Origin of the sequence: Labrenzia sp. 011 (assembly GCF_003075075.1) — a bacterium.
Lineage (GTDB): Bacteria > Pseudomonadota > Alphaproteobacteria > Rhizobiales > Stappiaceae > Roseibium.
The window spans coordinates 19,603-44,962 of sequence record NZ_QCYM01000007.1 but is presented as its reverse complement, the minus strand read 5'-3'; the positions used below and the strand labels follow the sequence as shown (position 1 = coordinate 44,962).

Sequence of the window (25,360 nt, the reverse complement as noted above, 5' to 3'; positions counted from 1 at the left end):
GGTCTTCATTCATGAGTTCGCGCCCTGGAACAGCGGGACAGGGTGCCGTGGCACCCTGTCCGGTTCCGGGTCGGTCGGACCCTTATTTGTAGATGCGCTCGCGGGCACGGTCGAGACGGGTCAGGATCTTGTCCAGGTTGTCCGGCTTGACCATGAATTCCTGCAGGCCTTCCATGGCGACCTTGGCCATTTCGGCCGGAGCGTCGCGGTCGAAGAACTGGGCAACGCCGCCCGGGGCGTTCGTCGACAGCATCTCGAAGCCCTCGATCAGGAACTTGTCGTCATCCACCGACGACTTGGCATTCACCGGCAGCTGGCCGAGGTGCTTGCCGTCGTTGATCTGCGTCTGGACGTCCGGGGAGACCACGAATTTCAGGAATTCGCGGGCCGCTTCCTTGTTCTGGGCGTTTGAGGGGATATGGAAGGTATCCGTCGGAGCGTCTTCCGCCTTTTCGACACCCGGCGTGATTTCCACGAACTGGTAGAAATCGATCTGGTCGTCGGTCAGACCGGCGTCACGCAGCGGCGCGACGGCGAAGTTGCCCATCAGGTAGGCGGCGGCATCGCCCTTGACCATGAACGGCAGGGCTTCCTGCCAGCTGTAGGTCTGGTGATTGTCGATGAAGGCGCCCATGTCGATGAGCTCGCGCCAGTTGGCGAAAGTCTTGCGGACTTCGTCGGACTGCCAGGAGGCCTTGCCGGTCAGCAGGTCCATGTGGAAGTCGAAGCCGTTGGTGCGCATGTTCAGATAGTCGAACCAGCCGCCGGCGGTCCAAAGGAACTTGGTGCCGATGGTGTAGCACTTCTTGCCCGCATCGAGGATCTTCTGGCAGTTGGCCTTTTCCTCTTCCCAGGTCGCCGGTTCGCTCAGGCCCAGCTCGTCGAAGATGTCCTTCCGATAGTAGACGCCCCACTGGTAGTAGGTATAGGGCACGCCCCACTGCTTGCCGTCGATGGTCAGCGCGCCCTTGGTCGAGGCCAGGTTCTCGGCGATTTCCGGGTCCGCCCACAGGTCGGACACGTCCTCGAAGAGGCCCGCTTCCACATAGGGACGCATGCGGTTGGCCGCGTACCAGTTGGCCACATCCGGAGCATTGGCGGTCAGGAAGTTGCGGATCTGGGTCTTGTAGGCCTCCCGGTCGATCACCGTCGTCTCGATGGTCAGGTCCGGGTTCTTTTCGCCGAACTGGGCAATCATTTCTTCCATGGTCGCACGCGGCGCCGGATTCGAGGTGTCCAGGAAGATTTTCAGATTGCCCGTCAGGCCATCGGCGGAGGCTCCGCCAAGTGTCGCCGCCAGAATTGCCATAGCGGCAGCGGACGTCTTCAGTATGGAACGCATGGTGTCCTCCCTATAGGTTCCATTATTTGAAACTTGGTTTTGTATATTGATACTTTGCTGCGGGCGGGTTAGGTTGTCAACAGGTTCGGCGCAAAGAAACGGACCGATGGAGGAATTCGTGAACAAGCAGGCAAGCCCGGGAAGTGGAGACGGAACGGTCGGCAAGGCGCTCGATGTGCTGGACACGGTCGCGTCCCTGGGCCGTCCCGTGCGGTTTTCCGAGCTGCTGGCCGACAGCCGTCATCCCAAGGCAACGCTGTACAGGCTGCTCCAGACCCTGGTGAGCCAGGGCATGCTGGCCTATGACGACCGGCACCAGACCTATACGCTCGGTATCCGTCTGGTGCGGCTGGCCCATGCGGCCTGGCGGCAAAGCTCCATCGCGCCGATTGCCCGCCCCTACCTGAACGCCCTGGCCGAACAGGCCGGCGAGACCGTTCATCTGGCGCAGCTGGACAGCGGGCAGGTCCTCTATGTGGACAAGCGCAATGCGGCCAGTCCCATCGACATGTTCTCGCAGGCCGGCAAGGTCGGCCCCGCCTATTGCACCGGTGTCGGCAAGGCCCTGATGGCCTTCATCGATCCGGCGGAGCTGGATCATGTCATCCGCAAGCAGTCCTTCTACCGCTACACGCCCGCGACGCTGACCAACGAGGCGGACCTGCGGGCGGAGCTGGCGGAGATCCGGCAGGCGGGTGTCGCCTTCGACCGGGAGGAGCACGAGCCCGGCATCATCTGCATCGCCGCGCCCATCCTGCTGGCCGGCGGCCGGCCCGCCGGTGCGCTGTCGATCACAACCACCACACGGCGGAATGGTCTGGAGGAGCTGACGGCAATGCGCCCGGCGCTTCTGGAGGCCGCCGCCAGCATCGCGAAGGCTGTCGAAGACTGGCAGTTCCCCGCCTGACCACTTTCCAGGGAGTTCCACATTCATGTCCGGTGTCACACTGAACAAGGCCGTCAAGAAATATGGTGAGATGCAGGTCATCCACGGCGTCGACCTGCAGATCGACGACGGGGAATTCTGCGTCTTCGTGGGACCGTCAGGCTGCGGCAAGTCCACCCTGTTGCGGATGATTGCCGGCCTTGAGGAAACGACTTCGGGACAGATCGGCATCGGCGGCCGCGACGTGACGAAGATGGATCCGGCCGAACGCGGCGTGGCCATGGTGTTCCAGACCTACGCACTTTACCCGCACATGAGCGTGGAAGAGAACATGGGTTTCGGCCTGAAGATGACCGGTCATCCCAAGGCGGAAATCGCCGCCAAGGTGGCCGAGGCCAGCCGCATCCTGCAGCTCGACCCATATCTGAAGCGCAAGCCAAAGGCGCTCTCCGGCGGCCAGCGTCAGCGCGTGGCCATCGGCCGGGCCATCGTGCGCGGCCCGGAAGTGTTCCTCTTCGACGAACCGCTGTCCAATCTGGACGCGGAACTGCGCGTCGACATGCGCGTGGAGATCGCCCGCCTGCACAAGGACATCGGCGCGACGATGATCTATGTCACTCACGACCAGGTGGAGGCGATGACCCTGGCGGACAAGATCGTCGTGCTGCGCGGCGGCAAAATCGAGCAGGTCGGCTCGCCGATGCAGCTCTATTCCGATCCGGACAACCGCTTCGTCGCCGGTTTCATCGGTTCGCCGGCCATGAATTTCGTCGAGGGCATCGCGGAAGATGGCGCAGTGACCATCGCCGCCTTCGGCGGTGTCAAGGTCCCGGTCTCCGTCGCCCTGCCGGCAAGGGGCCAAAAGGTCCTCGTGGGCCTGCGTCCCCAGCACCTGCAGATCACCCCATCCCCGGACGGCGCCCGCGTCGACCTGTGCGAACAGCTCGGCGGAGTGGCCTATTCCTATCTCGTCTGCCCGACCGGCGAGCGGGTGATCGTCGAGACCAAGGGGGAGGAGGCACCGGTGTCCGAGGGGACGGTTGCGGTGAGTTTCGATCCGGCGGCGGCGTTGTTCTTTGATGCGGAGACGGAGGCGCGGTTGCGGTAGAGGGGGAATTGATGTTCCCGGCTTGAGGGGCAATTCCAATTCACCCTTACCTCCGTTTCACGTGCGCTGGAGGTACCCCCGAGGCGGTCATCCCCGGCTCGACCGGGGATCCATACCGCCTTTCTTCCTGCCCTTGAGCTGAATGAGGCGCCGCCGTTTCGGCAATGCCGTGCCTTTTGCGGAGCTCTCTGGAAACGATTGGATCCCCGGTCGCGCTGCGCTTGCCGGGGATGACCGCCGGGGGGATGCGGTCGGAGTTCAGAGGTTTACCGTGTCGTGCTACGAGGCGGCGGGGAGGGTGGTGCTGTCTGTACTGTGCTCGTCCGGAACGTTGCCTTGGCCTAAGCGCGAAAATCCACCCACACAGCGCCGTCCTGGCCTCGAGCCGAGACGGCGTTGCGGGCGGTGGTATGGGATACGGAGGTGCCACTCCCGAGGCGGTCATCCCCGGCTTGACCGGGGATCCATACCGCCTTTCTTCCTGCCCTTGAGCTGAATGAGGCGCCGCCGTTTCGGCAATGTTGTGCCTCTTGCGGATCTCTCTGGAAACGATTGGATCCCCGGTCGCGCTGCGCTTGCCGGGGATGACCGCCGGGGGGATGCGGTCGGAGTTCAGAGGTTCTCCGTGTCGTGCTACGAGGCGGCGGGGAGGGTGGTGCTGTCTGTACTGTGCTCGTCCGGAACGTTGCCCTGGCCTAAGCGCGAAAATCCGCCCACACAGTGCCGTGCCGGCCTTGTGGGCGGGGAGGGCGGTGCTGTAGAGGCGGCGGGCGGTGGAATGGGTGCAAAGGTGCCCCTCCCGAGGCGGTCATCCCCGGCTCGACCGGGGATCCATACTGCCTCGCCTCCTGCTCTTGAGCTGAATGAAGCGCTGCCGTTTCGGCAATGCCGTGCCTTTTGCGGAGCTCTCTGGAAACGATTGGATCCCCGGTCGCGCTGCGCTTGCCGGTGATGACCGTCGGGGGAATGTGGCCGGAGTTCAGGGGGGTGCCGTGTCGTGCTACGAGGCGGTGGGGAGGGCGGTGCCGTAGAGGCCGCGGGCGGTGGTCTGGGGTGCGGAGGTGCCGCTCCCGAGACGGTCATCCCCGGCTCGACCGGGGATCCATTCCACCTTTCTTCCTGCTCTTGAGCTGAATGAGGCGCGGCTGTTTCGGCAATGTTGTGCCTCTTGCGGATCTCTCTGGAAATGATTGGATCCCCGGTCGCGCTGCGCTTGCCGGGGATGACCGCCGGGGGAATGTGGGCTGAGCCGGGACGGCGCTGCGGGTGCTGGAGGGGACGGTCTTGCGGGGAGGGGATCTGCCTTCGGGGAGGCTTAGGGGAGGCGTTGGCGGGAGCGGCGCCGATAGAAGAGGCCGGGACTCCGAGGGGCGGCGGCTTCCGAAACGCCCCGTGCCGCGCGAAAGGCCGGAATGTTGGTGTTGCATTCCGTCTTGACATGAATACTGATTCAGGTTTCATATATGACTTGGCGCCGGATACGGTGCCGGCCCTATGCAGGCTGTGGGAGTGGCTTCATACTGGGTGCCGGGTCTTGTGCCCATCGGGAGGAAAATTCATGATGAAATGCGTTACACGCCGTGCCGTGCCGTTGATGGTCGTCGCCGGGATTGTCGCCTCGGGCGCTGCCGGTGCCCTGGCCGAGGATATAAAAATCGCCCATGTCTACGGCCAGACCGGCGCGCTGGAGGCTTATGCCAAGCAGTCGCATACGGGGCTGATGATGGGGCTGGAATATGCCACCGATGGCACGATGGAAGTGGACGGCCGCAAGATCGTGGTCATCGAGAAGGACACGCAGCTGAAGCCGGATATCGGCAAGGCGGTGCTGGCCGAAGCCTATGGCGACGATGAAGTGGATATCGCTGTCGGGCCGGTGTCTTCCGGCGTGGCGCTGGCCATGCTGCCGGTGGCCGAGGAATACGAGAAGCTGCTGATCGTCGAGCCGGCGGTGGCGGATTCGATCACCGGCGAGAACTGGAACCGCTACGTTTTCCGGACGTCGCGCAATTCCTCCCAGGACGCCATTTCCAATGCGGTGGCGCTCGGGCAGGAAGGGGTTTCCATCGCCACCCTGGCGCAGGACTATGCCTTCGGCCGCGACGGGGTTGCCGCCTTCAGGGAAGCGCTTGAGGGCACCGGCGCCAAGCTGGTGTTCGAGGAATATGCGCCGACGGACACCAAGGACTTCACCGCCAATGCGCAGCGTATCTTCGATGCCCTGAAGGACGCGCCGGGCCGCAAGTTCCTGTTCGTGATCTGGGCCGGCGGTGGCAATCCGATCAGCAAGATCAAGGCCATGGAACCGGAACGCTTCGGTGTGGAGATCGCCACCGGCGGCAACATCCTGGCCGCCATGAAGGCCTACAAGGATCTGCCCGGCATGGAGGGGGCGACCTATTACTATTACGAGATCCCGAAGAACCCGGTGAATGACTGGCTGGTGTCCGAGCACCTGAAGCGGTTCGACACGCCGCCGGATTTCTTCACCGCCGGCGGCATGGCCGCGGGCATGGCCATCGTGGAAGCCATCCGCAAGGCCGGTTCGACGGATACGGAAGAGCTGATCGCAGCGATGGAGGGCATGGAATTCGACAGCCCGAAGGGCAAGATGGTATTCCGCGCCGAGGACCATCAGGCGCTGCAATCCATGTATCACTTCAAGATCCGCGTCGATCCGGATGTGGAATGGGGCATTCCGGAACTGGTGCGCGAACTGACGATCGAGGACATGGATATTCCGGTCCGCAACTAGGGGGGCGTCGGGTGCGGCTTTTGCTGCCTTCGCCGATGTGCCAGTCCACTCTGCCTGCCCTCTGGACATGAGTGGGCACGTGCCGGAAGCCTGGTGGACCGGATCCCCGCTCTTCGGCGGGGATGACAACCTGGAGGACCGGAGGCTGTTTCTCCGAAACAGGCCCCTTCGCGCCGCGCAACATTCGTTCGCCGCGCCTTCCGCTTGATCGTCCGTCCGGCCGGTGTTGAAATCGGCCGGATGCCGCCCTTTCGTCCATCTCGAACCTGGAAAGCCTGTCGTGGCCAAGGAACATCCCATTCTGGAAACCAGAGACCTGACCATCCGCTTCGGCGGGCATGTGGCGGTCGACGGTGTGTCCGCGTCTTTCGAGCGGGGCAGCCTGACGGCCATCGTCGGGCCGAACGGCGCGGGGAAGACGACCTATTTCAACCTGATTTCCGGTCAGCTGAGCGCCACCTCCGGGGCGGTGCTGCTGAATGGCGAGGCGATCACGCGGCTGTCCGTGCCCGAACGCACGGACAGGGGCATCGGCCGGGCCTTCCAGCTCACCAACCTGTTTCCCACATTGAGCGTGCGCGAGAACGTGCGCCTCGTGGCCCAGGCGAAAGCGCGCAAGGGGTTCGATCTGTTTTCCGTCGCCGAAAGCCATGTGGAACTGCTGGAGCGGGCCGATCACGTGCTGGCGGAAGTGCGGCTGATCGACAAGGCGGAGCAGACCGTGGCCGCGCTGCCCCACGGTGACCAGCGCAAGCTGGAAGTGGCCCTGCTGATCGCGCTCGGCTCGCAGGTGCTGATGTTCGACGAGCCGACGGCGGGCATGAGCGTCGACGAGGTGCCGGTCATTCTCGATCTGATCCGCAAGCTGAAGAGCGACATGGACCGCACGATCCTGCTGGTCGAGCACAAGATGGACGTGATCCGCTCGCTGGCGGACCGGATCATCGTGCTGCACAACGGCGCTCTGGTCGCCGACGGCGCGCCGGCGGAAGTGATCGCGCTGCCCGTCGTGCAGGAAGCCTATCTCGGCAAGACGCCGGACGCATCCGCGAATTCGGGGGAGGCGGCATGATGGCGGAGCCTCTTCTTTCCCTCGCCGGTGTCCACACCCACATCGGGCCCTACCACATCCTGCAGGGGGTCGATCTGACCGTGCCCGAAGGCGGTGTGACCGTGCTCCTGGGGCGCAACGGCGCCGGCAAGACCACCACCTTGCGCACCATCATGGGGCTCTGGACCGCCAGCCAGGGAGATATCCGCTTCGACGATCGCCTCATCACGCGGCTTGCCACCCCGGAGATCTCCCGGCGCGGCATTGCCCTGGTGCCGGAAGACATGGGCATCTTCACGGATCTGACCGTGGCGGAAAACATGATCCTGGCGGCGGCCTCCGGACCGATGGACGCCAGGCGTCTTGCCTGGATCAAGGAACTGTTCCCGCCCATCGGCACCTTCTGGAATTCCTCCGCCGGAACGCTTTCGGGCGGACAGAAGCAGATGCTGTCGGTGGCCCGGGCGATCATCGAACCGCGCCGGCTGATCCTGATCGACGAACCGACCAAGGGTCTGGCCCCGGCAATCATCAAGGCGATGACCGACGCCCTGCGCGAGCTGAAGGAAACCGACACCACCATCCTGCTGGTGGAACAGAATTTCGCCATGGCGTCCGGCATCGGCGACACGGTCGCCGTGATGGACGACGGGCGCATCATCCATTCGGGCTCCATGAAGGAGCTGGCCGGAGACGCCGCCCTGCAGGAAAAACTGATGGGGCTGAGCCTGGAGGCGCATCAATGAGCAACGCGGCCATCAAACCCCGCATCGAGAAGATTCCCGCGGGTGAGCGGATCGTTCAAAAGCTGCCGGTCCTGCTGGTGCCCGCGCTGGCTCTGGCCGGGCTGATTGCCATCGGCAATCCGTCAAGCTGGCTGACCCTGACGGTCGCGGGCCTGGCCATGGGCATGATGATCTTCATCATGGCTTCCGGCCTGACGGTGGTCTTCGGCCTGATGGATGTCATCAATTTCGGTCATGGCGCCTTTGTGGCCGTGGGCGCCTTCGTCGGCTTCACGGTGCTGGCCTGGCTGGCGGGCTGGACCGCCTCGCCGAGCGTGATGCTGAACCTTGCCGCCGTGCTGATGGCGATCCTGGCGGCCATGGTCGTCACCGGCCTTCTGGGCTACGCCTTCGAGCGGGTGATCGTCATGCCGGTCTATGGTGATCATCTCAAGCAGATCCTGGTGACCATGGGCGGGCTGATCGTTGCCCAGCAGATGATCCATGTGGTCTGGGGGCCGGACGAGCTGCATATCTCGCGGCCCGAGGCCCTGCAGGGGGCCTTCGTGATCGGCGAGGCGGCGATCGAGAAATACCGGCTGGTGGCGGTGGGGATCGGGCTTGCGCTGTTCCTGGCCATGCGCCACGTCCTGAAGAACACCAAGGTGGGCCTTCTGGTGCGGGCCGGCGTGGAAAACGGCGAGATGGTCGAGGCGCTGGGCTATCGCATCCGCCGCCTGTTCCTGATCGTGTTCATGACCGGTTCGGCGCTTGCCGGTCTCGGCGGCGTCATGTGGGGGCTCTATCAGGAGACGATCACCGCGCATATGGGCTCGGAGATCATGGTGCTGGTGTTCATCGTGGTGATCATCGGCGGGCTCGGTTCGGTCGAAGGCTGTTTCATCGGCGCGATGCTGGTCGGGCTGCTGGCCAATTACACCGCGTTCCTGGCGCCCAAGGTGGCGCTGGTCTCCACCATTGCGCTGATGGTGGCGATCCTGATGTGGCGGCCGCAGGGGCTCTATCCGGTGGTGAAGGCGAAGTGAGGGACCCATGCTGACCAGGCTTCTTTCCGGCGACACGCCGCGCAGCGGGCTCCTGACCGTGCTGCTGCTGATCGTGCTCGTCTCGCTGGCCTTCGCGCCCTTCCTGTTTCCGGGCACAAGGTCGCTGGAGACCGCTGCCCGGATCTGCATCTTCATTGTGCTGGTGGCCAGCTACGATCTGCTGCTCGGCTATGCGGGCATCGTCTCCTTCGCCCATACGATGTTCTTCGGCATCGGCGCCTATGGCACCGCCCTGGCCCTGTCCGCGACGGGACCGTCCTATGGATCGCTGATCTGGGGAACTGTGGCGGGCGCCGTTGCGGCTGCGGTCTTCGCACTGGCCATCGGCCTGTTCTCGCTGCGGGTCAAGGCGATCTTCTTTGCCATGGTGACGCTGGCCGTGGCGAGCGCCTTCGCGGTGCTGGTGTCGCAGATGTCCTGGCTGACCGGCGGGGAAGACGGGCTCAACTATCGCATTCCGCGCGCGCTGACACCCGCCTTCAAGCTGTTCGACGAGAAGATCCTCGGTGTGCGCATCAACGGCAAGCTGCTGGCCTATTACCTGGTGTTCTTCGTCTCCGTAATCCTGTTCCTGGCGATGCTGCGGATCGTCAATTCGCCCTTCGGACGCACGCTGAAGGCGGTGCGCGACAATGCCTTCCGGGCGGAAGCCATCGGCTACCGGGTGGTTTGGTACCGCACCACCGCCACCGTGCTGTCCGCCGTGATGGCGGCCCTGGCCGGGTCGCTGCTGGCCATCTGGCTGCGCTATACCGGTCCGGCGACGACCCTGTCGATGGAGATCATGATCGACATTCTGCTGATGGTCGTGATAGGGGGAATGGGCACGCTCTACGGGGCGGTTCTGGGGGCAACCCTGTTCATTCTGGCGCAGACCTATCTTCAGACGCTGATGGGCGTGGCGGCGGACGCGACCAGCGCGGTTCCGCTGTTTTCGACGCTTGTCGCGCCGGAACGCTGGCTGCTCTGGCTGGGTGTCTTGTTCATCCTGTCGGTTTATTTCTTTCCTTCCGGCATCGTCGGACGACTTCGGGCGGGACGTGTGTGAGCGATCAAGGACTTCATATCCGCGACGAGGGAACGGGACGGCCCCTGGTGATGGCCCACGGCTGGGCCTGTCCCGGTGATTTCTTTCACGGGCAGATCGAGGCGCTCAGGTCCGTTGCACGCTGCATCGTTCCGGATCTTCCGGGCCATGGCAAGACCGCCGGCCGGCTTCCCCTGACAATCGATGCCGCCGCCGATGCGATCCAGACATATCTGCTCGAAAAGGATCTGAAGGACGTTGTCCTGTGCGGATGGTCCATGGGCGCGCTGGTGGTCTATTCCCTGCTTGAACGATATGGCGCGGAACGGATCTCGAGTGTTGTCGCGATCGACATGTCCCCGAAAGCGGTGAATGACGCGGACTGGCCGCACGGGTCGCAGAACGGCCTGACCGCCGAGGTCAATGCGCTGGTCCTGGAGAACATGGTTGCCCATTGGGCCGCATTTCCCGAACAGGTTGCCCGGCAGATGTTCGCGACGGACCGTCCGGTGGATCCGGAACTGCTGGCCTTCGCGCAGGCGCAAATCGCTGCAGGCGATCCCGTCCTGCTCAAGGCGATGTGGGCATCACTCACGGACCAGGACTTTCGCGCCTTCCTGCAGGCCTTTCCCCGGCCGTTGCATCTGGTCGTGGGGCGCCACAGCCATCTTTACGGCCCGGGCATGGCCCGCTGGCACGAAGAGACGGTCCCGGACCTCCATCTGCATGAATTCGCGAATTCCGGCCATTCTCCGCATGTGGAGGAGCCGGAACGGTTCAACCGTCTGCTGACCGACCTGCTCAAGGCTTGAGCGGACCATCGCGCGGTCGAACGGCCCTCATACCAAACGCGATCAAATGGGTTCCCGTCAACTGCGGTAGGTATCAGTCCTTTCCGCCAAACCTCGACTTCACGTATCCGATGACCCGGTCGAGGATCGACAGCACGACAAACACGGCCATGAGACCGATGAAGAACCGCATGTCGGTGAGCAGCGAGCCGGGGGCGAGAGTCCGCGCGCCGATATTGGAATAGGTCCACACGCCCCAGGCGAGCGCCGCGAAGGCAACTGTCAGCACCAGCGAAACCACGAGGGTCCGCCATGCGCGCTGGATCGTGGGCTTGCTCATTTCAGAACCCTTGCAGTTGTCAGATCAGCCCTGAAGACCATCAGGTCATCCAGCTGCTCGATCTCGCCTTCAACCTCGATATAGAGCGCCAGCAGCGGATCGATCTCGTCGCCGAGAAGATTGCCCTCACGGTCCGCCATCAGGAAGAAGCTGCGTCCTTCGATGGGGCCGGAGGAGACGAAGACGGGCGGGGTGCCGCCAGTGAGACACAGATCCGCGCAGGCCTTGTGGGCAAGGCCCCGGCCCGGGCGCATGGCACCGGCATAGCACTTGCCGTCGCAGATCTCGCCGGTCAGTTTCCAGCGGCCGAGAGGCACCGGCGCCGACGGCGTGAAGCCGGCATCTTGCTCGTCGGACATGGTCACCTTGCCGACCTGGATCATGGTAAGGTCGCCGCGACTGATCGGCACGCCGCGCAGGCTGACGGTCTTCTGCCTGTTGGTTTCGGCGGCGTCGAAGACACCGCGTTTGCCCTGACCGGCGAGCATGTAGGTGCGGGCAGGGGTGTCGCCATCGGCAGGCACCCGGAAGACCGGATAGGGCCGCAGTTCCAGGACGCCGGCCTGCTCGAACCGGTTGCCCCACTGAAAGCCGCCGTTGCCCGGATCGTTCTGCGTCGAGGAGAGCGCAAGGGCCGCGATTCCCAGGCCGGCGATGAAACAGAGCGCGAAGACGGTGAGGAAAACCACGAGCGGTTTCGGCACCGCATTGAGATAGCCCACGTAAAAGGGGGCCTGCGTGCGCTGTTTCCAGGTCATGCCGCACCTCCGATCTCGACGGGATCTACATGGGTTCCGGGGGGCAGGGCATCGGGATCGAGCAGGACGGTCGCGCCGGCCAGTTTCAGCCGGTAGGTGGAGACCTTCTCGGTGAAGGGTGCCGGAGCGCGGCCGTCGGCGAGATTGTACTGGTATCCGTGCCAGGGGCAGGTGATGCAGCCCCACAGGACCTTGCCCTCACCGAGCGGGCCGTTCTGATGGGCGCAGACATTGGTGATGGCGGAAAGCTTGCCGTCGTACTTGAAGATCGCCACCCGTTCGCCGCCGTCGAGTGTCACGACCCTGGCGCAGTCGTCGTCGATGTCGCCGACCTCGCAGGCAACAACCCAGCCGGTTTCTTCCGGTGAGTTCCGGGCGGTTTCCTCGCCGCGGTCCCGCCCGGCTTCCATGCGTCCGGCGGCAAGGTGCAGGCCGCAGACCAGAATGACGCCCGCCGCGACGAGGGTGGTGAGGACCGGGTCTCCCGGTCCCTGCAGGGCCCCGAGGGCGACATGCAGCACCACGAGGACATAGGCCGCATAGATGGTCATATGCAGCGCCTTCCAGAGCGGCGCGCCCAGAAAGCTCAGCCAGAAATCATGGCTGGTTGCGGCCAGCACGAAGAGGATGAGCAGGGCGGCGATGCCCAGGGCCTCGAACGGAAATCCGAGCAGCTGGGTATATCCGGTGTTGGAGGCCAGCAGGGCGACATATTTGTCCGTGGGCGAAAAGCTGAAATACCAGCCGAGCACGTAGTTGGCGTGGACGGCGGCGATGCCGGCGGTCATGACCCCGAAGTGGCGCCGGTTGTAAAGCAGCGGCAGAAAGCGCCGGTCGAGACGAGCCAGCGGCCCTATGCACAGGATCACGGTCAGCATCAGGAAGGCGCAGCTGCCGAAGGCGCGCATTCTCAGGATCGCGCCGTCGATCGGCCTGGTGACATCCTCGAACATCGGGCCGACACGGATGAAGACATAGAGGTAGAGAGCCACGGCGATCAGCAGTGCGGCGTCATAGAGGATCTTGTTCCGGTTCCACAGGACCGGGGTGTACTGGACGCTCATTGCGCGGCCTCCTCGCCGGAGCCTTCTGCAGGGGCTTCGATCAGGACGGCGGGCCGGTCGGCCGGCGGTGTCTGGCGCAGGGCGAGAATGGCGAAGAAGGCAAGCGGCAGGACAATGCCGAGGACGGTCCAGATGCGGGCGTGGGCGGTGCGGTGGGCGCGCTTCATCGGCTGTCCTCCGCCGGATCCGCAGGTCCGCGTCTTTCAAGCGCATACCAGCGACAGAGCACCAGAGGCCAGATCAGGCAGATGCCGGGGATCAGCAACGGCCGGAAGGCATGGGAGCCGCGCGCCGAAGGTTCCACCCGGTCGATGCCGATGACCAGAAACAGGGCAGCGACAATGCCGCCGGCGATCAGATAGTAGCGGCCGATCTCGATCAGCAAGGCGGCGGTCTGCATCATGGCGTCTCCTGACGCGCGCGTTTGCTCATGTCACGCCACCATAAGCGACACCGGAGAGATCCGCCATTTCCCGTTTCCAGGTGGTCAGATCCTCCGGGCGGAACCGGTTGAGGTGATCATGGCCGCAGGCGCGGGCCATCACCTGCATCAGCTCCACGGATGCCTCGAAGAAATTGGTGAGCTGGCGGGCGGATTTCTCGACCTGCAGCCGGTTCACCAGATGGGGTTTTTGGGTGGCGATGCCGACCGGGCAGTTGTTGGTGTGGCAGGCGCGCATGGCGATGCAGCCGATGGCCTGCATGGCCGAATTGGACAGGGCGACCGCATCGGCCCCGAGCGCCAGTGCCTTGACGAAATCGGCCGGCTTGCGCAGGCCGCCGGTGATGATCAGGGTCACATCGGCGCGCCCGAGCCTGTCCAGATGGCGCCGGGCGCGGGCGAGCGCCGGGATGGTGGGCACGGAAATGTTGTCGCGGAAGATGACCGGCGCGGCGCCTGTACCGCCGCCGCGGCCGTCCAGGATGATGTAGTCGACGCCGATCTCCAGCGCCGCGTCGATATCCTTTTCGATATGCTGGGCGGAGAGCTTGTAGCCGATCGGGATGCCGCCCGTGCGGCCGCGCACTTCGTCGGCGAAGTCCCTGATCTGGGCGAGATCCGTCCAGTCGGGAAAGCGCGGCGGCGAGATCGCGTCCTCGCCTTCCTTCAGTCCGCGGACTTCGGCGATCTTGCCCTTCACCTTGGCGCCGGGCAGATGGCCGCCGGTGCCTGTCTTGGCTCCCTGGCCGCCCTTGAAGTGGAAGGCCTGAACCCTTGAGAGCTTGTCCCAGCCAAAGCCGAAGCGGGCCGAGGCGAGTTCGTAGAAATAACGGGAGTTGGCTTCCTGCTCTTCCGGCAGCATGCCGCCTTCGCCCGAGCAGATCCCCGTTCCGGCGAGCTCCGCACCGCGTGCCAGGGCAATCTTGGCTTGCTCGGACAGGGCGCCGAAACTCATGTCGGAGACCAGCAGCGGGATATCGAGCCGCAGCGGTTTTTGCGCATTCGGACCGATAACGACGTCGGTGCCGACCGGGTCGTCATCCAGCAGAGGGAAGCGCTGGAGCTGGGCGGTCAGGATCTGGATGTCGTCCCAGTCGGGTAATTGCGCGCGCGGCACGCCCATGGCATCGACATTGCCATGGTGGCCGGTCCGGGACAGGCCGTCGCGGGCATATTGCCGGATCAGGCCGTTATAGGGCTCTTCCTCGGTCCCGTGGCCGGTGTCGGCATAAAGGCCGAGATACTGCTCGCGGTCGAAGGGCTGCGGGTTGTCCAGGGCCCAGGCGGTGATTTCGTCTTCGTCCACGAGGATGTCGCCATCCTCGATCCAGCTGCTGAATTTCGGCAGGGCTTCGGAATTGTTGTATTCGGACACGCCGCTGTCGAGCCGGTAGTCCCAGTAGTGCACGCCGCAAATCAGGTTGTGGCCATCCACGTAGCCGTCGGACATCAGCGCTCCGCGATGCAGGCAGCGGCCGTAGAAGACGGCGACATCCCCGTCGAAGCGCACGACGACCAGATCCACATCCGCCACAAGCGCATAGCGCGGATCGCGGTCCGGCAAATCGCTCAGCTTCGCAACAACCTGCTTTTTCATGTCTTCCCCCGGCTACCGGCGCTTCCGCCCTGGCTGAATGATTGGCTCACGACCGGTGCGCCAAAACGCGGCAGCACGGCGTCGGTTCAGGCCGTGACCGCTCTCCCGTTCCCCTGGTCTGAAACAAGACACGGTCAGTTCCGGAAGTGTCGTTCAGGCCCGTGATATCATCAGGACAGATCTGCGACGCCAGTTCAAATCATAAACAGATGACGGTGGCGTGTGGCAGTTGTGAGTTTCCGCAAGGTAATTTTGGGCATCGGTCGGGCGTGCAGCGAATATCCGTCGGGCCGACGGACATTTGATCGGTCAAACAGCAAAAACCCGCCCTCGGAAGAGCGGGTTTTTCAGAAGAATTCCGTTCGGAAGTGTTTATGCCACGGCCCGGGCGAGGGCGCATTGCGACCACAGGTCGTTGATCGCCTCGGCGAGGTGTTCGATATCCTCGGCCGTGTGCAGGGGCGTCGGCGTGAAGCGCAGACGCTCGGTGCCGACCGGGACGGTCGGGTAATTGATCGGCTGCACGTAGATGCCGTAGGTGTCCAGAAGGATGTCGGAAATCCATTTGCACTTCTTGGCATCGCCGACCATCACCGGAACGATGTGGCTGGGGTTTTCCATGTGCGGAATGCCGCGCTTGTCGAGGGCGGCGCGTACCTGGGCGACCCGGTCCTTGTGCGCCTTGCGCTCGAAGGGGCTGTCCTTCAGGTGGCGGATGGAGGCGGCGGCGCCGGCGGCCAGAGCCGGCGGCAGGGCCGTGGTGAAGATGAAGCCGGAGGCGAAGGAGCGGACGAAGTCGATAACGGTTCTGGAGGCGGTGATATAACCGCCCATCACGCCGAACGCCTTGCCGAGCGTGCCTTCGATCACGGTCAGCCGGTCCATCAGGCCTTCGCGCTCGGCGACGCCGCCACCGCGCGGGCCGTACATGCCGACCGCATGGACTTCGTCGAGATAGGTCATGGCGCCGAATCGGTCGGCCACGTCGCAGATATCGCTGATCGGTCCGACATCGCCATCCATGGAATAGACGCTTTCGAAGGCCACCAGCTTCGGGGCGTCCGGGTCGTCCGCAGCCATCAGGCGTTCCAGGTCGGCTACGTCATTGTGCTTGAAAACACGTTTTTCGCAGCGGGCATGACGGATGCCCTCGATCATCGAGGCGTGGTTGAGGGCATCGGAATAGACGATCATGCCCGGTACCTGGGAAGCCAGGGTGCCGAGGGCGGCCCAGTTGGACACATAGCCGGAGGTGAAGATCAGGGCCGCTTCCTTGGCATGAAGGTCGGCCAGTTCCTGCTCCAGGAGCACGTGATAGTGGTTCGTGCCGGAGATATTGCGCGTTCCGCCCGCGCCCGCACCGCATTTGGCGATGACGTCCTGCATGGCCTCGACAACTTTCGGGTTCTGACCCATGCCGAGATAGTCATTGGAACACCAGACCGTCACGTCCTGGACGGAGCCGTCTTCCCGATAGCGTATGGCGCGCGGAAATTCTCCGGACTTGCGTTCCAGATCAGCGAATACCCTGTAATTGCCATTGTCATGCAGTTTACTCAGGCGCTCTTCCAGATACGCATTCACGTCCATGCTACCGGTCTCCTTGTCGCCGCGCATCCTGGCGCAGCGCCTCTCTTCTGCCGCGTCGTGTCCCCGCGGCCTCTCCGCTGCCTATTATCCGGGCACCCGTCCCAGCATAGCAGCCAATTTATAGTTATTCAAAACTGCATTATCAGACCTGCGTCGTTGATCAAGGTCAATTGGCGCGGGTGCGTCCAAACGCCATAGTTTTATTTCGGCCCCGGATTGCCCGGTTTGCACCCGGAAGGGGCCTGAAAAAAGCCGCCAGGATTCGATAAACGGGACGCTTCACGAGAAGTTTCTTGCTTTCAATCGGTAAACATGAATACTGATTCATGTTTCATGGGAATTGGGAGGATCCGGACGTGGCGAAATCGCCCGGACAGGCAAAGGCGCCGCAAAAGGCGCCCGGCAACCAGCCGAAGACGGCGCGCGGGGAAGCAACGCGGAAGGCGATTCTGTCCGCCGCTGAGCGGGTTATCGGCGCCAGAGGCTACAACGACGCGTCCATCGGACAGATTACCAGCGAAGCGGGTGTCGCCCAAGGCACGTTCTATATTTATTTCGCCACCAAGGAGCAGGTCTTCTCGGAGCTGGTTCTGGAAATGGGCCGTCTCGTCCGCCACACGATCGCGGAGGCCACGCAGGGCATTTTCGACCGGCTCGATGCCGAGAAGGCGGGTCTGACGGCCTTTCTGGAATTCGTCCGTGCGCATCCAGATCTCTACCGGATCGTTCAGGAGGCGCTGTTCGTCGATCCACAGGCCTACCGGGAATATTATCTGACTTTTGCGGACGGCTATCGCGCCGGTCTTGTCGCAGCGGAAGAGGCGGGCCAGATTTCCGCGGGGGACGCGGAAACCCGCGCCTGGGCCCTTATGGGAATCGGACGGTCCCTGGGCGAGCAGCTTGTCGTCTTCGAGGCTGACAAGCCGATACCGGAGATTGTCGCAAGCGCCCACGACCTGATCGCAAATGGACTCAAACCATGAGGCCGGGGCGGTGAGTTTCGTCGAAAGAGACATCCGGGACGGGGCGGTATGGCTGTGGCTGAACCGGCCGCAACGCCACAATGCCCTCATTCCCGAACTTGTGTCCGATCTGCGGTCCGCCGTGGCCCGGGCGGCAGCGCTGGATCCGCTGGCGCTTGTCCTGGGCGCCAGGGGGCGCAGCTTCTCGACAGGCGGCGATGTGGGCGGTTTCCTGGAACACGCCGCTTCCCTCGCGGACCTGACCGCCTATTCGGAACGGCTCGTGGGCGGACTGCATGAGGCCATTCTGGATCTGCTTGCCTTTCCCGCTCCGGTCCTGGCGGCGATCAACGGCCCGGTGACGGGTGGATCAACCGGCCTGATGCTGGCCGCCGATCTTGTGGCGATGGCGGAAGATGCCTTTGTGCAGCCCTACTATTCCGAGGTCGGCTTCGGTCCGGACGGTGGCTGGACCGCGCTTCTGCCCGACCGGATCGGCACCGCCAAGGCGCTTCAGATCCAGTACCGCAACGAGCGGATCGGCGCGGCCGAGGCCCTCGCTCTCGGGCTGGCCACCAGCATCTGCCCCTCGGCGGACCTTGAGACCCGGATCGGGGAATGGACGGCGGATCTTGCAAGAGGCTTTGCCCAGACACACAGGGCGACGAGGGAAAAGATCTGGGACGACCAGAGGCGCGCAGTGGTGAGGAGCCGTCTCGATCAGGAAATGACCCGGTTTCTGGAGCTCGTTACCCGGCCGGAAACGCTTGAAGGCATGAGGAGATTCAAAAAGGAGCGTGCCTGACGCGAGCCGGGCAGAGTGAGAGAAGAACTTTAAAGTGCCTGGGAGGACACATGGAGTTTTTGACGGATATGGCCGCAAAGCGGGCGGAACTGACGCCGGATGCGGTTGCTTTTACAGACCACGATACCGGCCGCAGCTTCACGTTCGGCGAGGTCAACAGCCGCGCCAGCCGGCTGGGCAATGTGCTTCTGGAACGTGGCCTTGCAGAGGGTGATCGCGTCGCGGTCCTTTGTCTCAACCATCCGGATTTCTTCGTTCTCCTGTTCGCGGCGCAGAAGACCGGACTTCTGCCGGTGCCGCTCAACTGGCGCCAGCCGGTGGCGGAGCTGAAGCCGGTTCTCGAGGCTTCGGGAGCAAGGCTGATTTTTCACGATGGCGCCTTCGCGGAGAAAGCGGCGGAACTGGCGGAGGAAACCGGAGCCGGACTGATGGCGCTGGGAGCAATGGGGGCGTCCGGCAGCGCGCTGGACGAGATCCTGCAGGCGGCCAGCCCGGCGGCCATCGCCGCCGGCAGGATCAAGGCGTCTGCGCCCTGGTATCTGATGCTCACATCCGGCACCACCGGTCTTCCCAAGGCCGTTATCCAGACCGCCGGCATGGCCTATGCCAACATGATCAACTATTCCCAGGCGGCAGGGCTGACGGCAGGGGACAGAAGCGTCAACTTCCTGCCGCTGTTCCATACGGCGGGGATCAACCTGCCGACGCTGCCGGTCTTTCTGAACGGCGGATCGTCGACCATCCTGCGCAAGTTCGATGCCGATGTGGTGCTGGACCTGATCGATGCGGGCGAGGTGACGAGCTTCTTCGGGGTTCCGGCCATCTACCAGGCACTGGCGCTTTCCGACCGGATCGACAGGACCGATTTTTCAAGCGTCCGCTATCTGGGATGCGGCGGTGCACCGGTTCCCGGGCATCTTCTGACCGATTTCCAGAAACGCGGTGTCACCATCTGCAACGGCATGGGCATGACCGAAACGGGGCCGACCGTGTTCCTGATGGACAAGCCCCATGCGGGCGCGAAAATCGGCTCGGTGGGAAAACCGCAGATTCTCACCGAGGTCCGGCTGGCGGACGCGGAGGGTGGCGTTGTGGTCGGTCCGGGAGAAGGGGAAGTCCAGTTCCGCGGCCCGAACATCACTCCCGGCTATATGGACAATCCGCAGGCAACGGCCGAGGCCTTCACCGTGGACGGCTGGCTGAAGTCGGGCGATGTGGGGCGACGGGACGAGGACGGCTACTATTACATCGTCGACCGGCTCAAGGACATGTATATTTCCGGCGGCGAGAACGTCTATCCCGCCGAGGTGGAAAAGGTTCTGGTCAGCCATCCGGCGATCCTCGAAGCGGTGGTCGTCGGGGTGCCGGACAATACATGGGGCGAGACCGGCGCGGCCTTCCTGATCCTCCGGCCCGGCGAAAACCTCCATACGGACGACCTGCCCGGCTGGTGCCGGAGCCGCATCGCGCCGTACAAGATTCCGAAGAGTTTTTCCGTCGTCGACGATCTGCCCCGCACGGCGGCAGGCAAGGTGCGGAAGAACCTACTCAAGGACATGACCTGCGCAGACAAGACACCGGAGGACGCCTGAACGATGACAACCGCCGACGAAGCGCAGGGGACGCACTCGTTCACCTGGATTCCCCGGCAGGCCGATTTCGATGCCTTTGCCGACCTGTCGGGCGATGACAACCCGATCCATGTGGATCCGGCATTTTCGGCACGCACGCGCTTCGGGCGCACGGTTTCGCACGGCATGCTGCTCTATACGCGGGTCTTCGCCCGGCTACAGGCGCTTTATCCCGGGCGCGCGCACAGGGTGCAGACCCTGATGTTTCCGAACCCGGCCTATGCGGACGAGGAACTGACGATTTCGTTTTCGGAAAATCCGCAACAGCCGGATCGCATCCTCATCGAGGTGGCGCGCAGCGCGGACGGAGCGGTGACGCTTTCGGGAACCTGCGACCTGGGAGAACGCCGATGATGCTGGAACTCCGCCAGAGAGAGGAACTGACCCGGACCTACAGCGATCAGGACATGCGCGATTTTGCCCGGCTGGCGGGAGATGACGCTGAAGTGCCCCGGTCGGTTCCCGGTCCGCTGATCGGCGGGCTGTTTTCCTATCTGCTCGGGGTGAAGCTGCCCGGGCGCGGGACCAATTATCTCAAGCAGAGCCTGGAGTTCCTGGCCGAAGCGCCTGTTGGAGTGGCCCTGACCGCGTCGGTTACCGTCACGCGTCTGCGGCCCGAGAAGCATCTCGTCGATCTGGAGACCGTGTGCGAAGCGGCGGACGGGACACGGATCTGTCAGGGGCGGGCACTGGTCTATGTGGAGGATGTCGGCAAGGGATAGCCGGGCGTTGTCACGCATGGCCATCATGCGGAGGGCTGGGTTTGCGGCAAGGCTCCGCATCCCGAGGGGGGAGGCGGAGCGCTATTCGCCTTCGACGACGCGCACCTTTGCCGGCCAGAACGCATAGTGACCGGCAAGCCGGCCGGCCATGGCGATCGGAGTTCCGTAGACCCAGCCGATTTCCTCTCCGTCGAGGGACACGTAACTGGCGTCGCCCTTGATCGGGCAATGGGTGGATTTGTCCACTTTTCCGAAATCGGCGGCGAGATCGGCTTCCGGCACATAGACCACCGGATCGTAGACCGATCTGCCGATCTCCATCACACGGACTGCCGCCGTGCTGTCCGCCAGCAGCGTCTCGCCCGCATAAATGCGCATGCGGCGCGGAATGTCCCTGATCACCATGAGATGGGCGGGATTGGCCGGGTTTCGAATGGCGTTTTCCAGGGCCGGACCTGTTTCGGCTGTCATCGGGCGCTCCTTGTATTCCAGTCAGAAAGTGATGTGTCCGGGCCGAAATGGCAAAAGCAAAGTTCTGACATTGCCGTGAAATGCCGTTTTGGACGGTTTCGGCGGACAAGGGGGTGGCAGTGCCCTGAAAATTCTGCTGAAACTGCGTTCCAGAGCAATGATGCGGATTTATGAGGCGGTTCCCCATGGGCGATGCGGTTGACGATTTTTTGCGGCGGCTGTTCCTGCGGGCTGTCGACGTGGCAGATCCGATGAAGAGCCTGGCCGCCCATCTGCCGGAAAAGCCGGCCGGGCGCGTTGTGGTGATCGGTGCCGGCAAGGCATCGGCCCGCATGGCGGAAGCGGTCGAAGCGTCCTGGGGACCTTGCGAAGGCCTCGTGATCACGCGCTACGGCTATGGGCGCCCGTGCGAGGGGATCGAGATCGTCGAGGCGGCACACCCCATTCCGGACGAGATCGGCCTTTCCGCCACGGAGCGGATGCTGGATCTGCTTGAAGGGCTCGGGGAAGACGATTTCGTGCTGGCGCTGATTTCCGGGGGCGCCTCGGCACTCCTGACAGCCCCGGCGGGCACGATCACGCTGAAGGAAAAGCAGGAGGTCAACCAGAAGCTTCTGGTTTCGGGTGCGCCCATCGGCCAGATGAATGTGGTGCGCAAGCATTTGAGCCGGGTCAAGGGCGGGCAGCTTGCCGCCGCGGCCTATCCGGCGAAAATGCTGGCCCTGCTCATGTCGGATGTTCCGGGCGACAACCCGGCGGAAATCGGTTCGGGACCGACGGTGGGCGATGCCAGTACCGCGGATGATGCGAAAGCCATTCTGGAGCAGTGGAAGATCGAAGTGCCTGAGTCCGTCAGGCAGGTGCTTGCCGGCCGCAGCGGCGTTCTGGCACCCGGAGACGAGCGGCTCGGACGGGTCTCCAACAGGATTTTCGCGGCGCCCTCCCAATCGCTGGAAGCGGCGAAGCAACTGGCGGAGGAGGAGGGCTGCGATGTGGAGGTTCTCGGCGATGCGCTCGAAGGGGAGGCGCAGGAGGTTTCCCGGGAGCACGCGGAACTGGCCCTGCGGCGTCAGCGGGAGCGTGGGGACGCGGGCCGCCCGCTCGTTCTTCTGTCCGGGGGCGAGTTGACCGTGACCCGGCGCGGCGACGGCATCGGCGGACCGAATGCGGAATATGCGCTGGCGCTGGCTCTGGCGCTTCAGGGGGCTGCCGGCATTCATGCGATCGCCTGCGATACGGATGGTGTCGATGGAGCGGCGGAGGTGGCCGGAGCCACGATCGGACCGGAGACGCTTGAAAAGGCGCTGGCCGCAGGACTGCTGGCGGAAAAGGCGCTGGCCAACAATGATGCGCACAGCTTTTTCGAGGTGCTTGGCGATCAGGTTGTCACGGGACCGACCCTCACCAATGTGAATGATTTTCGGGCCATCCGAATTGACCGGGGGCGCTGATCCTTGGGCCATGGGCTTTCCCACAAAGCCAACCGCAAGCTGAATGGCCTGCCAGGGTGGCGCAGGGCAGGGGGCCGGAAACGGATTTGCGCCGGTGCGGTTGCGCCGGAAACAGGAGCTGGACGTGTCTGAAGTCACCATCACGCGTGCCGTGCGTCTGCCTGATCCCTTCAGGATCGAGCGGTTTCTCTCCAATCCGAAACTGGGGCCACGGCTGCTGTTCTTCAGCGGCGGATCGGCACTCAACGGTGTGTCGCAGGCGCTGAAGCGCTACACGCACAATTCCATTCACCTGGTCACCCCCTTCGACAGCGGCGGCAGCTCGCAGGGGTTGCGGATCGCCTTCGACATGCCTGCGATCGGCGATCTCAGAAGCCGGTTGATGGCGCTGGCGGACGAAACGGTTCTCGGTCATCCGGACGTCTTCCGCCTGTTCACGCACCGCTTTGCCAAATCCGCGCGGCAGGTCGATCTCGGCGCGCAGCTCGATGCGATGATCGCCGGATCCCATCCCCTGGTGGAGGCGATCGAGTTGCCGATGCGTACGCTGATCCAGAACCAGCTCGGCACCTTCCGGGCGGCGCGTCCGGACACCTTCGACCTGCGCGGGGCAAGCATCGGCAATCTGATCCTTGCCGGCGGCTATCTCAATCAGAACCAGCAGCTCGAACCGATCATCTTCCTGGTGTCGAAACTGGTCGGCGTTCAGGGGATCGTGCGGGCGGTGACCGACGACAATCTGCACCTGGGGGCGGAACTGGCCAATGGCGAGACGGTCATCGGCCAGCATCTGCTGACGGCCAAGGAACACCCGCCGCTGGTTTCGCCGATCAGGGAGTTCTTCCTGAACCGCGGCTTGGGCGTTCCCGAGCGGGCTACGGCAGTCTTTCCGCAACGCAATCACACCCTGATGCAGTCGGCGGACCTGATCTGCTATGCGCCGGGGAGTTTCTATACAAGCCTGATTGCCAATCTGCTTCCGGCCGGCGTCGGCCGGTCGATTGCCGCACGCACCGTGCCGAAGGTCTATGTGCCGAGCCTGGGCCGCGACCCGGAGACAGGCAGCATGAGCCTGCCGGACAAGGTGCATACCCTGCTGACCTATCTGCACAGGGACACCGGAGCCGATCGTCCGGTCAGCCGGTTGCTCAATCTGGTGATCGTGGATTCAAGCGTGCCGGATGACGAGACCGCGGAAATCCGTGCGCGCGGGATCGGCGTCGTGAAACTGGATCTCGTCAGCAAAAGCTCGGCGCCCTACTACGACCCCGTGCCGCTCTGCGAGGCGCTGGTCTCGCTGACCTGACGGTTCGCCAGGCAGTTCCGCGCCTCTGCTTCGGGAGCTGCGATACAGGCGCATTGAGGATCAGCGGGAAACGTGCGCCCGGTCATCTGTAATCCTCGGGCCGGGAAACCCGATCTCGTGTGGCGCGATCATCGGTCTTTCCGGTCCTCTGATTTGCCGTCACCGAAACCTGCCATGCAAAAGTTTTGTTGTGAAGACAGTGCCTTGCCGCTCTGCGGCATAAGTTTCCTGTTTTTACAAAACCGATTTTGTTGACTTGCAAAATCGGTTTTGTAAGTCTTTTTCATACAAATAAGCAGATCCGGGCCGAGCTTCGGGACTTGCGAAAAAGTTTGAGGGCCGGTGTGCCCTTGGGAGGATGAATGCAGCGGATACCCGGTTCCGTCACGATCGACGATGTGGCCCGCCATGTCGGTGTTGCCAAGGGCACCGTTTCGCGCGTTCTCAACAATTATACGGATATTTCTGCCGAGACCCGCCAGCGCATTCTCAAGGCAGTGAAGGAACTGGGCTATCAGCCGTCGGCAACCGCCCGCAACCTGAAGCGCGGCCGGCAGGACACGCTCGGCATCGTGATCCCGGTTGGACACGGCAGCGGAGCGGACCCGTTCCTGTCGGAGTTCATCGACGGCATCGCCCGGGCCCTGGACGAACTGGGCCTCGATCTGCTGGTGACCACGGCCCACTCGCGTGATCACATGATCGAAACCCTGCACCGTCTGGTCGCCCGGCGGAAGGTGGACGGCTTCATCATCACCCGTACCGAGGTCAACGATCCGCGCATCGCTTATCTGAGCGAGAAGAATTTTCCCTTCGTGGCCCATGGCCGCACCGGCGATCCATCCGGTTATGCCTGGTTCGATATCGACAATGAAGCGACCTTTGCCGACGGCGTGCGCCATCTTTACAGCCTGGGACACGAACGCATCGGCTTCATCGGCGGGTCGCTGGAGCTGAACTTCGCCCTGCAGCGCCTTCACGGCTACCGGCAGGGATTGGAGGCGCTGGGCGTGCCGCATGATCCTGACCTGGAAAGCCTTCAGGACGTGAGCGAAAAAGGCGGGTTCGCAGGCGCTGCCGCGCTGCTGTCCGGGGATGCACCACCGACCGCCCTGTTGTGCGTCACCGATGCCCTGGCCATTGGTGCCGTGCAGTTCTGCCGCAAGTACGGCCTGAAGGTGGGATCGGACGTGACGGTCATCGGCTATGACGGCCTGCCGGTCGGGGAGTATCTCGATCCGCCGCTGACGACCTTTTCCCAGAGCGCGCAGGAGGCGGGCGGGCGGGTCGCCCGCAAGCTGATCGAGGTTCTGGACGGCAGGGATCCGAAGAGTTTGCAGGCGCTTGCAAAAGCGGTCCTGATCCGGCGCGCTTCCGACGGCGCGCCGTCCATGACACCGGAGAAGTTGTCGAAGCTGCTCCGGGACCGGCTGGACGACCAGCCACATACCGGCATCAAGGGAGAATAG

25 protein-coding genes are annotated in these 25,360 nt (G+C 63.7%); 16 read left to right on the top strand and 9 right to left on the bottom strand.

Annotated elements, in window-relative coordinates:
* Positions 1-82 precede the first annotated feature (82 nt).
* Positions 83-1,342 carry an ABC transporter substrate-binding protein gene (locus tag DCO57_RS09725; protein WP_116698698.1) on the bottom strand — a complete coding sequence of 420 codons (1,260 nt, stop codon included), beginning with the start codon at positions 1,340-1,342 and terminating at the stop codon, positions 83-85.
* A 118-nt stretch (positions 1,343-1,460) separates the two neighbouring features.
* On the opposite strand from DCO57_RS09725, the gene DCO57_RS09720 reads away from it, so the two are divergent.
* From DCO57_RS09720 to DCO57_RS09685, 8 genes are all read left to right on the top strand, one after another.
* Positions 1,461-2,249: an IclR family transcriptional regulator gene (locus tag DCO57_RS09720; RefSeq protein WP_208977879.1), complete on the top strand. Its 789-nt coding sequence runs from the start codon at positions 1,461-1,463 to the stop codon at positions 2,247-2,249.
* Positions 2,250-2,274: 25 nt separating this feature from the next.
* Positions 2,275-3,336, top strand: a complete 1,062-nt coding sequence (gene ugpC, locus DCO57_RS09715; RefSeq protein WP_116698696.1) for a sn-glycerol-3-phosphate ABC transporter ATP-binding protein UgpC — start codon at positions 2,275-2,277, stop codon at positions 3,334-3,336.
* Positions 3,337-4,894: 1,558 nt separating this feature from the next.
* Complete coding sequence (locus DCO57_RS09710; RefSeq protein ID WP_116698695.1) at positions 4,895-6,091, top strand: substrate-binding domain-containing protein; 1,197 nt, start codon at positions 4,895-4,897, stop codon at positions 6,089-6,091.
* A 280-nt stretch (positions 6,092-6,371) separates the two neighbouring features.
* A complete protein-coding gene (locus tag DCO57_RS09705; protein WP_116698694.1) occupies positions 6,372-7,163 on the top strand; it encodes an ABC transporter ATP-binding protein in 792 nt (263 codons plus the stop codon).
* The gene (locus tag DCO57_RS09700; RefSeq protein WP_116698820.1) at positions 7,163-7,888 is read left to right on the top strand and encodes an ABC transporter ATP-binding protein; all 726 of its coding nucleotides are present in this window, start codon (positions 7,163-7,165) and stop codon (positions 7,886-7,888) included. The genes DCO57_RS09705 and DCO57_RS09700 overlap by 1 nt, the downstream gene beginning before the upstream one ends.
* Positions 7,885-8,913: a branched-chain amino acid ABC transporter permease gene (locus DCO57_RS09695; RefSeq protein ID WP_116698693.1), complete on the top strand. Its 1,029-nt coding sequence runs from the start codon at positions 7,885-7,887 to the stop codon at positions 8,911-8,913. Before DCO57_RS09700 ends, DCO57_RS09695 begins: the two co-directional genes overlap by 4 nt.
* Before the next feature lie 7 nt (positions 8,914-8,920).
* Entirely contained in the window at positions 8,921-9,982 is a 1,062-nt protein-coding gene (locus DCO57_RS09690; RefSeq protein ID WP_116698692.1) for a branched-chain amino acid ABC transporter permease, read from the top strand.
* On the top strand, positions 9,979-10,773 hold the full coding sequence (locus tag DCO57_RS09685; protein WP_208977878.1) for an alpha/beta hydrolase: 795 nt from the start codon (positions 9,979-9,981) through the stop codon (positions 10,771-10,773). Before DCO57_RS09690 ends, DCO57_RS09685 begins: the two co-directional genes overlap by 4 nt.
* Before the next feature lie 73 nt (positions 10,774-10,846).
* Here DCO57_RS09685 and DCO57_RS09680 read toward each other — a convergent pair whose 3' ends face one another.
* The 7 genes from DCO57_RS09680 to hemA form a co-directional block, all read right to left on the bottom strand.
* Positions 10,847-11,092 carry a hypothetical protein gene (locus DCO57_RS09680; protein ID WP_116698691.1) on the bottom strand — a complete coding sequence of 82 codons (246 nt, stop codon included), beginning with the start codon at positions 11,090-11,092 and terminating at the stop codon, positions 10,847-10,849.
* Positions 11,089-11,850 carry a hypothetical protein gene (locus DCO57_RS09675; RefSeq protein ID WP_116698690.1) on the bottom strand — a complete coding sequence of 254 codons (762 nt, stop codon included), beginning with the start codon at positions 11,848-11,850 and terminating at the stop codon, positions 11,089-11,091. Before DCO57_RS09675 ends, DCO57_RS09680 begins: the two co-directional genes overlap by 4 nt.
* On the bottom strand, positions 11,847-12,914 hold the full coding sequence (locus DCO57_RS09670) for a Rieske 2Fe-2S domain-containing protein (RefSeq protein WP_116698689.1): 1,068 nt from the start codon (positions 12,912-12,914) through the stop codon (positions 11,847-11,849). Before DCO57_RS09670 ends, DCO57_RS09675 begins: the two co-directional genes overlap by 4 nt.
* Positions 12,911-13,081: a hypothetical protein gene (locus DCO57_RS23505; protein ID WP_165814704.1), complete on the bottom strand. Its 171-nt coding sequence runs from the start codon at positions 13,079-13,081 to the stop codon at positions 12,911-12,913. The genes DCO57_RS09670 and DCO57_RS23505 overlap by 4 nt, the downstream gene beginning before the upstream one ends.
* Positions 13,078-13,317, bottom strand: a complete 240-nt coding sequence (locus tag DCO57_RS09665; protein ID WP_244287919.1) for a hypothetical protein — start codon at positions 13,315-13,317, stop codon at positions 13,078-13,080. The genes DCO57_RS23505 and DCO57_RS09665 overlap by 4 nt, the downstream gene beginning before the upstream one ends.
* A gap of 25 nt (positions 13,318-13,342) precedes the next feature.
* Positions 13,343-14,953 carry a glutamate synthase-related protein gene (locus DCO57_RS09660; RefSeq protein ID WP_116698688.1) on the bottom strand — a complete coding sequence of 537 codons (1,611 nt, stop codon included), beginning with the start codon at positions 14,951-14,953 and terminating at the stop codon, positions 13,343-13,345.
* Between the two features lie 372 nt (positions 14,954-15,325).
* Positions 15,326-16,543, bottom strand: coding sequence for a 5-aminolevulinate synthase (gene hemA, locus DCO57_RS09655; protein ID WP_116698817.1), 1,218 nt, complete (start codon positions 16,541-16,543; stop codon positions 15,326-15,328).
* Positions 16,544-16,899: 356 nt separating this feature from the next.
* On the opposite strand from hemA, the gene DCO57_RS09650 reads away from it, so the two are divergent.
* From DCO57_RS09650 to DCO57_RS09630, 5 genes are read left to right on the top strand one after another with little or no spacing between them, the layout of a single operon-like run.
* Positions 16,900-17,526 (top strand): TetR/AcrR family transcriptional regulator, encoded by a 627-nt coding sequence (locus DCO57_RS09650; RefSeq protein ID WP_244287918.1) that lies wholly within the window; start codon positions 16,900-16,902, stop codon positions 17,524-17,526.
* Entirely contained in the window at positions 17,510-18,310 is an 801-nt protein-coding gene (locus DCO57_RS09645; protein WP_208977877.1) for an enoyl-CoA hydratase/isomerase family protein, read from the top strand. The genes DCO57_RS09650 and DCO57_RS09645 overlap by 17 nt, the downstream gene beginning before the upstream one ends.
* Positions 18,311-18,360: 50 nt before the next feature.
* The gene (locus DCO57_RS09640) at positions 18,361-19,902 is read left to right on the top strand and encodes an AMP-binding protein (RefSeq protein ID WP_116698686.1); all 1,542 of its coding nucleotides are present in this window, start codon (positions 18,361-18,363) and stop codon (positions 19,900-19,902) included.
* A 3-nt stretch (positions 19,903-19,905) separates the two neighbouring features.
* On the top strand, positions 19,906-20,295 hold the full coding sequence (locus DCO57_RS09635; RefSeq protein ID WP_116698685.1) for a MaoC/PaaZ C-terminal domain-containing protein: 390 nt from the start codon (positions 19,906-19,908) through the stop codon (positions 20,293-20,295).
* Complete coding sequence (locus DCO57_RS09630; RefSeq protein ID WP_116698684.1) at positions 20,292-20,663, top strand: phosphate acetyltransferase; 372 nt, start codon at positions 20,292-20,294, stop codon at positions 20,661-20,663. Before DCO57_RS09635 ends, DCO57_RS09630 begins: the two co-directional genes overlap by 4 nt.
* An 81-nt stretch (positions 20,664-20,744) precedes the next feature.
* On the opposite strand, the gene DCO57_RS09625 is transcribed toward DCO57_RS09630, so the two are convergent.
* Positions 20,745-21,134: a DUF427 domain-containing protein gene (locus tag DCO57_RS09625; RefSeq protein WP_116698683.1), complete on the bottom strand. Its 390-nt coding sequence runs from the start codon at positions 21,132-21,134 to the stop codon at positions 20,745-20,747.
* A gap of 185 nt (positions 21,135-21,319) precedes the next feature.
* Between DCO57_RS09625 and DCO57_RS09620 the strand changes: the two genes are divergently transcribed.
* The 3 genes from DCO57_RS09620 (at position 21,320) to DCO57_RS09610 (ending at position 25,360) form a co-directional block, all read left to right on the top strand.
* Entirely contained in the window at positions 21,320-22,585 is a 1,266-nt protein-coding gene (locus DCO57_RS09620; protein ID WP_116698682.1) for a glycerate kinase, read from the top strand.
* A 124-nt stretch (positions 22,586-22,709) separates the two neighbouring features.
* Complete coding sequence (locus DCO57_RS09615) at positions 22,710-23,891, top strand: GAK system CofD-like protein (RefSeq protein ID WP_116698815.1); 1,182 nt, start codon at positions 22,710-22,712, stop codon at positions 23,889-23,891.
* Positions 23,892-24,253: 362 nt separating this feature from the next.
* Positions 24,254-25,360, top strand: a complete 1,107-nt coding sequence (locus DCO57_RS09610) for a LacI family DNA-binding transcriptional regulator (RefSeq protein WP_116698681.1) — start codon at positions 24,254-24,256, stop codon at positions 25,358-25,360.

Bases quoted from the DNA above. Each gene is read 5' to 3' on its own strand.
- DCO57_RS09725 (WP_116698698.1), bottom strand. From the start codon at position 1,342: ATGCGTTCCATACTGAAGACGTCCGCTGCCGCTATGGCAATTCTGGCG.
- DCO57_RS09660 (WP_116698688.1), bottom strand. From the start codon at position 14,953: ATGAAAAAGCAGGTTGTTGCGAAGCTGAGCGATTTGCCGGACCGCGAT.
- DCO57_RS09670 (WP_116698689.1), bottom strand. From the start codon at position 12,914: ATGAGCGTCCAGTACACCCCGGTCCTGTGGAACCGGAACAAGATCCTC.
- DCO57_RS09620 (WP_116698682.1), top strand. From the start codon at position 21,320: ATGGGCGATGCGGTTGACGATTTTTTGCGGCGGCTGTTCCTGCGGGCT.
- hemA (WP_116698817.1), bottom strand. From the start codon at position 16,543: ATGGACGTGAATGCGTATCTGGAAGAGCGCCTGAGTAAACTGCATGAC.
- DCO57_RS23505 (WP_165814704.1), bottom strand. From the start codon at position 13,081: ATGAAGCGCGCCCACCGCACCGCCCACGCCCGCATCTGGACCGTCCTC.
- DCO57_RS09675 (WP_116698690.1), bottom strand. From the start codon at position 11,850: ATGACCTGGAAACAGCGCACGCAGGCCCCCTTTTACGTGGGCTATCTC.
- DCO57_RS09625 (WP_116698683.1), bottom strand. From the start codon at position 21,134: ATGACAGCCGAAACAGGTCCGGCCCTGGAAAACGCCATTCGAAACCCG.
- DCO57_RS09700 (WP_116698820.1), top strand. From the start codon at position 7,163: ATGGCGGAGCCTCTTCTTTCCCTCGCCGGTGTCCACACCCACATCGGG.
- DCO57_RS09710 (WP_116698695.1), top strand. From the start codon at position 4,895: ATGATGAAATGCGTTACACGCCGTGCCGTGCCGTTGATGGTCGTCGCC.
- DCO57_RS09690 (WP_116698692.1), top strand. From the start codon at position 8,921: ATGCTGACCAGGCTTCTTTCCGGCGACACGCCGCGCAGCGGGCTCCTG.
- ugpC (WP_116698696.1), top strand. From the start codon at position 2,275: ATGTCCGGTGTCACACTGAACAAGGCCGTCAAGAAATATGGTGAGATG.
- DCO57_RS09635 (WP_116698685.1), top strand. From the start codon at position 19,906: ATGACAACCGCCGACGAAGCGCAGGGGACGCACTCGTTCACCTGGATT.
- DCO57_RS09645 (WP_208977877.1), top strand. From the start codon at position 17,510: ATGGACTCAAACCATGAGGCCGGGGCGGTGAGTTTCGTCGAAAGAGAC.
- DCO57_RS09665 (WP_244287919.1), bottom strand. From the start codon at position 13,317: ATGATGCAGACCGCCGCCTTGCTGATCGAGATCGGCCGCTACTATCTG.
- DCO57_RS09610 (WP_116698681.1), top strand. From the start codon at position 24,254: ATGCAGCGGATACCCGGTTCCGTCACGATCGACGATGTGGCCCGCCAT.
- DCO57_RS09640 (WP_116698686.1), top strand. From the start codon at position 18,361: ATGGAGTTTTTGACGGATATGGCCGCAAAGCGGGCGGAACTGACGCCG.
- DCO57_RS09680 (WP_116698691.1), bottom strand. From the start codon at position 11,092: ATGAGCAAGCCCACGATCCAGCGCGCATGGCGGACCCTCGTGGTTTCG.
- DCO57_RS09630 (WP_116698684.1), top strand. From the start codon at position 20,292: ATGATGCTGGAACTCCGCCAGAGAGAGGAACTGACCCGGACCTACAGC.
- DCO57_RS09695 (WP_116698693.1), top strand. From the start codon at position 7,885: ATGAGCAACGCGGCCATCAAACCCCGCATCGAGAAGATTCCCGCGGGT.